This is a genomic window from Pseudomonadota bacterium, assembly GCA_011049115.1.
In the GTDB taxonomy this organism is placed as follows: Bacteria; Desulfobacterota; Anaeroferrophillalia; order Anaeroferrophillales; family Tharpellaceae; genus DSCM01.
On sequence record DSCM01000089.1, the window covers coordinates 52,181 to 60,036 of the forward strand.

Below are 7,856 nucleotides of genomic sequence, written 5' to 3' on the forward strand. Positions count from 1 at the left end.
TGTCTCCAGTTTCTTGAAGAACCTCTATGGGATCAGGTTGGGGTTAAATTATCATAAATTTTGGCCGGGTTCCGTATTCGCCGATGAACTAAGAACGTCGGGAAACACCCGCCTCCTCGAACGATGCCATTTCCGACATGATACAACCGGCGGCCGCGACCACGTCGATAGCCATCGCGGCTCCGGTGCCCTCTCCCAGCCGCATGCCAAAATCGACTACGGGCGAAAGACCAAGGTAGTTCAGGGCCGCGCCCTGGGCAACCTCTACCGAACGATGCCCTGAAATCAGATAGCCCTTGACCGCCGGTTGCAGCAGACCGGCGATCAGACCGCCGGCCGTCGAAATCAACCCGTCCAGCACCACCGCGCAACCTTTAGCGGCCGCGGCCAGAATCGCCCCGGCGATGCCGGCGATCTCGAAACCACCAAAGGTTCTCAAGACCTCAAGGCCATCCCGACCGTCAATCTCATGCATCGCCAGGACCTTGCTTAAGACCTTGATTTTATGTTCGAGCCCGCAATCATCCAGTCCCGTTCCCCGCCCGGCGGCCGCGCGCGGCGAGATCCCGGTCACGGCGCAGACGATGGCGGAAGCGGAGGTGGTATTGGCAATGCCCATTTCACCCAAGCCCACAATGGAAATCGGCGCCCGGGCAAATTCTTCGTCAAAAACGCGGGCGCCGGTCAGCAGCGCCTGACGGGCCTCGAAGCGGGTCATGGCGGGCTCCAAAGCAAAATTTCTGGTGCCTTTTCTGATTTTTGCCGCGATCAGCAAAGGATGGGGCTCCAGATCGGCATTGACCCCCATGTCCACAATCTTGAGATCGATGCCGTGATGACGGCACAAGACATTGATCGCCGCTCCTCCCCGCAGGAAGTTCCGCACCATCTGCTGAGTCACCTCGGCCGGAAAGGCCGAAACCCCCTCTTCGGCAATGCCGTGATCGGCCGCGAAAACAAAAACCGCCTTTCTTTCGATGCGGGGACTCAGATTCTGCTGAATCAGGGCCAGGCTGACGGCCAGGTTTTCTATCATTCCCAGGGCTCCGAGGGGCTTGGTCTTGCCGTCGATCTTTCGCACGGCGGCGGCCCGCAGCCCCTCGTCCACGGCCTTGACCGACGCGGTCAGAGCCGACAACGCATTCCCGCCCTTTTCCCCGGGCAGATCACCTTCTCCGACCTGAAACCGGAGCGCGGTCCTGTCCGCTGAAACATCGAGTGACGGAGTTCGCAAATCGACAATGTATTTCAGACACTTGCCGTTTAAAATTTCGGCCAACACCTGGGGAACCTCGCTTAACGAAATCTGTTTCTCGACCAGGCGCGCAAAGCTATCCCGCCGCTCCTGAATGAAAGTCAGGGCCTCCCGCAGATGGCCGACGGTCAGGCCGTAAGCGCCGCAAAGCTGAATCTCACGGTAATGCAGAAGGTTGAGGAGATTGGTCTCGATCTTGGCGTTTTTCCCCAGGCCGCTGAAAAAAGACAAGCGGCCGCCCCGGGCCAACTTGGCAATCGCCAGGTTGAAGGCAATCGGATCCGAACAGGCATTGAGGGCCGCCGCGAAGGAGCTCTCGGTGGTATCCTTGACACACCTGATGCCGCGTTCATCCAGCAGCGGCCGAATCCGGACCAGCTTTTCCTCGTTTTTTTCGACAATCGTCGGCACCGCGCCCAGATGCGCGGCATAGAGTCCGGCAATAATCCTCATGGTCCCGCCCCCGTAAATAACGATACGCTCACCCGCGCCAAGCGCCAGCCGACGCAGGGCATTGATGGCGCAACCAACCGGTTCGGCAAAGGTTGCCAACCGGGCAGGCAAGCCCGCCGGAAGCGGAATCATCGAACCTTTCGGCACCATAATGGAATCCGAGAAACCACCATCAAGGTGAAAACCGAGAATCTTCATCTCCGCGCAGAGATTTTCCCGGCCACGACGGCAAAAATCGCAAGCGCCGCAACTCGAACCGGGCCAGATGGCATAGCGTTTGCCGGCATCGTCTTCAGCCACAATTTCATGCCCCTGAACGCGCGGCAAGACCACGTCACGGTGCCCCTCTTCCCACATCTTGGCGTCGGCCCGACAAACCGCGCAGTACACCACCTTAAGTTTCACCCAGGCGCCAACGGCCGGGGTGTCGCTCGCTTGAGGCTCGGCAACTAATTCCAAACATTGCCGCCCTTTCAATAACAATTGCACAAAGCCACCTCATCCCCGGAATCGCGCGGCGCTGAGTCCTCACGCTCCGATCCTTTACCGGTTCCGGCTTTTCCAACCGGAAGCGAAACTTTATGGTAACCATTCAACCGACCCGAAAAACCCGGCGACACGATCCCGACTTCTTTCAGACATCAGGTCGGATTCTAAGATTTTCCTGATGTTCACCTCTTAAAGGTCAGCTGAAAACAACGACGATGCCGACCCGGCTAATCCGGAAACGGACCCTCTCGCAACTCCAGCCGACGAATAACGGCGCTGGGGAAGAGGCCTGATCGGACCTGGGCCAACAACCGCCGCACCGTCTCGGTTTCACTAAGAGGAAAAACACTTGCCTGAGCCAGCAAAACCTCACGGCAGTCATCCCCGCTCAGGCGCAGGTATGAGTCACCAACCTTCAGCACCAACAACTCAAGCTCTGCCATTTAGGCCTCCAGGGCTTGCAGCCTGGCAAGGCCCTTTTTCGGATCCAGATTCTGCGCGGCGACCCAGCCGGTAAGCGCGGCGTAGCCATTGCCGTCTTCGAGATGCTTCCTGGCCCTTGCCATCCCTACGACAAGAGTGTCATCCCGGCCGGCCACATAATTGATCAGGCCGGCATTCATAACGACCGCCGCGCGCCGCGCGGCGGAGCCTTCATTCTTCAACAAGCCGACAAAGGCGCGGGCCTCGCCCACCCGGTCGGCTTTAGGCGTCAAGGCCGCGGCCCGCTGCAACGACAAGCCGAAATCTTCCGGCCGAAAGGCGAGCTCCAGCAAATCTCCCTGTTCGGTGATCTCGATCGCTTCGGTCAGACCGCAGACCGAAGCCTCGTCCATGCCCTTGTCGGAACCGTCAATCCGACCGTGCAGAACCAAGGCCCGACGATAACCGATAGCCTGCATGACCTCGGCTACAGGACGCAGCAGGGCCGGGGAAAAGACTCCCCGAACGGCCCGCTGAGGCAAGGCCGGATTGGCCAGGGAGGCGGCGATGTTCAGAGTCGAACCAAAGGCGATCCGCGACAGGATGCGGCCCAAGCCCTACGGATGGACCTTGGGGCTCATGCCGTTGAAAAGACCAATCCCGCTTTTTCGGATACTGGCGGCCACCAGGTCGACCTCGCACTCGACATTGACGCCGAGCATCTCGGCCATATCGACGGTTCCGCAAACCGAGGTAGTGGCGCAAGCGCCGTGACGGGCCATACGGACCCCACCCCGGCCGCGGCGACCAGGATCGAGGCCGCGGTACTGATGTTGAAGGTTTTAAACGAGTCCATACCCGTGCCGCTGTTCTCGACGACCCCCAAATCCTCACCCAGATCCACCTTGTTGGTATCGCACAGATAGATCGCCTCCCAGGCCCCGGCCGCCTCGGCGGCGGTTTCCCCCTTGGCGGCCAGCGCCGCCAGAAAGGCTCCTTGCTGCATCTCGGTGGTGCCGTCCTGCAAAACCAGGGTAAAAGCGGCCCGAGCTTCGGCCTGGCTCAGGTTTTCTTTTCTGAGCAGACGGCCGATAAGTCCTCCGAACTGACGATCGTTTTCGCTTAGCATAGACACTCCTTTCCACCATCATCGGGGCAGATGGCTGATCGGCCCGGCCGTCGCAAGCAATAGCCTCGCGGGCGACCGCAACCATTAATTTGGCCAACAGGAATGATAAAAGCGAGGAAGAGAAGATGAACGACGCTCTAATATGCATTCCCCGGCAAACTCACGGGCTTTAAGTACCCGCACTTCACCGGAACGCTACCAGCGTGCATCCACGAATAAAAACCGGCGATTTGTCCACCTGACAATACGTCGCTGGCTGTGATAGTCTGGGCAGGCTTTCTGGCTTACGAATCATCCTACTTGACCGCGCCTTCCCGGTTTCCCAGTGGCATTATGCGGCTTTCGTCACCGTTTACAGCGAAGGCTGGCTCGCGATGGTTTTGCACCATCTTTCCTTTTACCGGGCGAAGCTTCAAGCCCCGCCCGCACCCAGACCTTTTTTAAGGTAAGTAATCTGTCTTTAAGCTTTGGTGCGGCGACGAAACCCAGATTCACGATGCCGCCACACGTTAATTAAAATCCTTTCTGGTTAAGGTTCGGCCGGGAGGCACGACCACAAAATCATCGCCCCATGGACCTCGAACCAGTTTCTGCATGAGATCGGCCGAACCCGTCATGAACTCAGCCCGCAAATTGAATTTTTGCGCGATTTTCCGAGTATAGACCTCGTAGGTTTCGAGCCCCGCGCCGGGCTCGGCCCGAATAAAAACCAATCTCTTATAGTTTTTCAGGATGATTCCCATCAGATACTCGGCGCGTTTTTCACCCCAACGCGCCACCATCGCCTGATAGTCATCGAAGGGAGTGATGGCGGCATCGATCCAGCCTCGGGTCAGATAATAGGTTCCCGGATCGGCCAGGACCAGCCGACGATACTCCTGTCTGGAACCAAGGAACAGACTGATACAATCGTCAATCTTGGGAATCACCAGCCGACACCCGCCGGCCGTGATCCCATCCGCGGCCCCGGAACAGAGACCATAGGCCAGGATCACGGCGCTGAAGTTTGCTCCAGAGGCATCGATCACCTTTTGCAACTCCAGCCGCAAGGATTCCGGCCGCACATGGAGACCGGCGTCCAGGGCCTGAGTCTCGGTCTCCACCGTCAGGTAAGGAGCCAGAGCCTCCAGGACCACCGGACAACCGATAATCTTCTGACGGGTGGGCTTGGCATCCCCGGCCTTACGGCCGGCTGTTTCATTCGGCTGCATCAACTGATCGGCCTCTCATTTGCCGGTCGAAAAGCAAAAGCTTGGGGGAAACGAAGGGCCCGGGCAAAAACTCCGGAAAACTCCCGGCGACGGGTCAGCTCCAGACAACGCAAGCGCCGGCTCAGGGCAACCACTTCTCGGCGTCGGGATGCCGACAGCAGGATCGTTTGCGCCCCGACGCCGGCGGCATTGCCGACCTGACGAAAACGCTCTCTGGGCAGGTCCGGTAACAAGCCTACCCGAATCGCGCTTTCGATATCCAAATGGGTACCGAAGGCCCCGGCCACCACAATCTGATCCAGCTGTTGCAGATCGACCTTGCCGACCTGCAACAGAATTTCAATACCGGCGGCCACGGCCCCTTTAGCCAGCTGAATCTCGGAAATATCCTTCTGCGTGATAACGATTTCCCGACCGGCGCCGCTTTCGGCCCCGGCTACCAGGTTAAAAGCCAGCCCCGCCTGGCCGAAGAGCCGCACCCGGACATGGTTTTTGTCCAGCAGCCCCCTGCCGCTCACGATACCCAAGCGGACCAGTTCGGCCACGCCATCGAGAATTCCCGAGCCGCAGAAGCCTCGGGGACGCGTTTTGCCAATGGTTTCATAGTGAATCTCCATGCCCCCTGAGTCCATCCGCACCCGGCTGATGGCGCCTTCGACCGCACGCATGCCCTGATGAATATGCGCGCCTTCGAAGGCCGGTCCCGAGGCACAGGAGCAAGACAGCAGCTGCCCTTCGTGGACGAGCACGATTTCGGTATTGGTGCCGATATCCAGACCGAGGACGATCTTTCGGGCCAGATGAAGGTCGGCCCCGAGAATCATGGCCAGATGATCGCCGCCGATGAAACCCGCGACCGCGGGCAACAGATGCACCTGAGCCTGCGGCGCGCCCTGAATACCGAGATCGGCGGCAGGACAAAGCAGTGGGCTCGAAATCGCCGGGACGTAGGGCGCCCGTCCCAACTGTTCCACCGGCAGGCGCAGCAAGAGATGATGCATCGCCGGATTCCCCCCGATCACAAGCTCGTACACCTCTTCCCGAGCCCGGCCGGCCGCCGCCAGCAAGGCAGCCATCAGGCAGTCGATGCCCTGGGCCGCCACGAGGCTCAGTTCTGCACGGGCCTTCTCTCCTGAAAGGGCGTAAGCCAGGCGACTCATCAGGTCTTCACCATAGGGGATCTGAGGATTCATGATCCCATCGGCGGCCAGCTGTTCACCGGTAATAAGATCGACCAGAAAAGCGGCAATCTTGGTTGTACCAAGATCCACCGCCAAACCCAGCGGCGCAAAAGGCGGATCCTCAAGCCGGATATCGAGCAATTCACCTTCCCGTAACAAAAGGTGGACGGCGCCGGCCTGAGCCCGGGCGGGCACCCGACGCAACAGTTCCAGGCCGACACTCAGCGGCGCTTCCTGATCCGGTTCAGACCATGCTTGCCGAAGCTGTGCCCAAACCGTCAACGGATAATCGACGGTCGTCGTTTGCAGGAGAACGGTTTCAGTCCGCACCCGAGACGAGACTTCCAACGCGCGAGCCTCGCCCTCAACCTAGAGTTGCTGATTTCCGGCCACACTCTCAGCCGGCACCTCCACCTTGGGGGATCCCAAAGGCTGTACCTGACAGGCCAGGCGGTAGCCGCCGGCCAAATCTTCGGCGCTGAAGCGCTGAAGCTCGTTTCGGGTGGGTTGGATTACGGAACCATGGCGCACCTTTACTCGGCACTGACCGCAGGTCCCCTGACCGCCACAGGGGGCATAAAGCTGTTCGTAGCCAACGACCATCGCCCGACGGATCGCGAGCAGCAGATTCTCGCCGGGCTCCAGGGGAACCCGCAAACCCACCGGCTGTAATTCCATCACTCAGTTCAAATCAACCTCTTGCCCGAGCCCGCCGGCGGACGGTTCCCAGGCTTCCTGAAAAAAACCAACCTTTAGGAAGCCGACCACCCGACGAGCACATTTCGTTTTCATCAAACCTTAAGCCATCAACCGCTGAAATAAATTATAATTGTAAAAAAGTCATGCCTAATTGTCAACCACCCCTTGAAAAGGCGGGCCTGACAAGCTTCCCAAGGTACGGGAAACACGCCCGCCCCGGGGGATGAAGCGGCCAGAGAAGTAATACGCCTCATCCCCCGGGAAGTGCTACACAAGGAGTGGAATGTAGCCGCTGACGATACCATCAACCTCAGAATTGACCCGTGATCTTGAGCCAGTGACTGGAGCCCTCGGTTTTGTTGCGGGCGGCGAATTCCCACTGACTCCGAAGTTCGATAAACAACTTGCCCCAATTATACCATAAACCCGGCCCGGCGGCCAGTACCCGCGAATGGTTATCCTCGTCCGCCGCCAACAGCTCGCGCACCGGCTGCGGCACATCGGCGCCGGCGTGGTATTTGTCATCGCTCACCTGCGTGTAACCGTAGCCACTCACGCCGAGCCGCAGGCTTTCGCCGAACTTCCGGGAGACGGAGTAATCGGCGTGAAACTCCTGCCCCGGGGTGCGATCGACGTTAAATTCGTAGATCGTCGGGCAGTCGTTCTGCCGAGTGCTGAAATCATACATCAGCTTGAGGGAGAATTCCCACGGGCCCTACATATAAGTCATCGCCGCAGCGGGCTCAAAAGTCCAGTAATTTGCGCCCCATGGAGGCCAGATTATCGTCATCTTCATTGCTAAGGGGAATAAAGAAAGGTGTTGCAAAGATTGGATAAAATATCAATAATAACATTTACTTAATGCAGGGAAACCTCTATAATGGGCATCAATGATCACCACAAAACATCAGCCCAAAATAGAGGTTTTCCATGCTCCGTAAAGATATCAAAAACGAAGTGAGAGCACAACTCAAAAAAGAGTACCCCAACTGGAAACGTATTCCGAAGAAAATGAA

The 7,856-nt window shown here is 58.5% G+C and carries 4 protein-coding genes, 2 pseudogenes and 1 riboswitch; all 6 genes and pseudogenes read right to left on the minus strand.

Going from position 1 to position 7,856, the window contains the following annotated elements; genetic code table 11:
* Positions 1–88 precede the first annotated feature (88 nt).
* The 6 genes and pseudogenes from cobT to ENN66_07580 all read right to left on the minus strand — a co-directional run bounded on the left by cobT (position 89) and on the right by ENN66_07580 (position 7,528).
* A complete protein-coding gene (gene cobT, locus ENN66_07555; protein HDS16447.1) occupies positions 89–2,197 on the minus strand; it encodes a nicotinate-nucleotide--dimethylbenzimidazole phosphoribosyltransferase in 2,109 nt (702 codons plus the stop codon).
* A gap of 227 nt (positions 2,198–2,424) precedes the next feature.
* Positions 2,425–2,640, minus strand: a complete 216-nt coding sequence (locus ENN66_07560; GenBank protein ID HDS16448.1) for a hypothetical protein — start codon at positions 2,638–2,640, stop codon at positions 2,425–2,427.
* Positions 2,641–3,749: pseudogene (gene trpD / locus ENN66_07565) on the minus strand (anthranilate phosphoribosyltransferase).
* Between the two features lie 251 nt (positions 3,750–4,000).
* A riboswitch (cobalamin riboswitch) is annotated at positions 4,001–4,197 on the minus strand.
* Between the two features lie 61 nt (positions 4,198–4,258).
* Positions 4,259–4,963, minus strand: coding sequence for a DUF1638 domain-containing protein (locus tag ENN66_07570; GenBank protein ID HDS16449.1), 705 nt, complete (start codon positions 4,961–4,963; stop codon positions 4,259–4,261).
* A pseudogene (locus tag ENN66_07575) lies at positions 4,960–6,831 on the minus strand (DUF4445 domain-containing protein). The gene ENN66_07570 and the pseudogene ENN66_07575 overlap by 4 nt, the downstream one beginning before the upstream one ends.
* A gap of 319 nt (positions 6,832–7,150) precedes the next feature.
* Positions 7,151–7,528, minus strand: coding sequence for a hypothetical protein (locus tag ENN66_07580; GenBank protein HDS16450.1), 378 nt, complete (start codon positions 7,526–7,528; stop codon positions 7,151–7,153).
* Between the last annotated feature and the right edge of the window lie 328 nt (positions 7,529–7,856).

Bases quoted from the DNA above. Each gene is read 5' to 3' on its own strand.
- ENN66_07560 (HDS16448.1), bottom strand. From the start codon at position 2,640: ATGGCAGAGCTTGAGTTGTTGGTGCTGAAGGTTGGTGACTCATACCTG.
- ENN66_07580 (HDS16450.1), bottom strand. From the start codon at position 7,528: ATGTATGATTTCAGCACTCGGCAGAACGACTGCCCGACGATCTACGAA.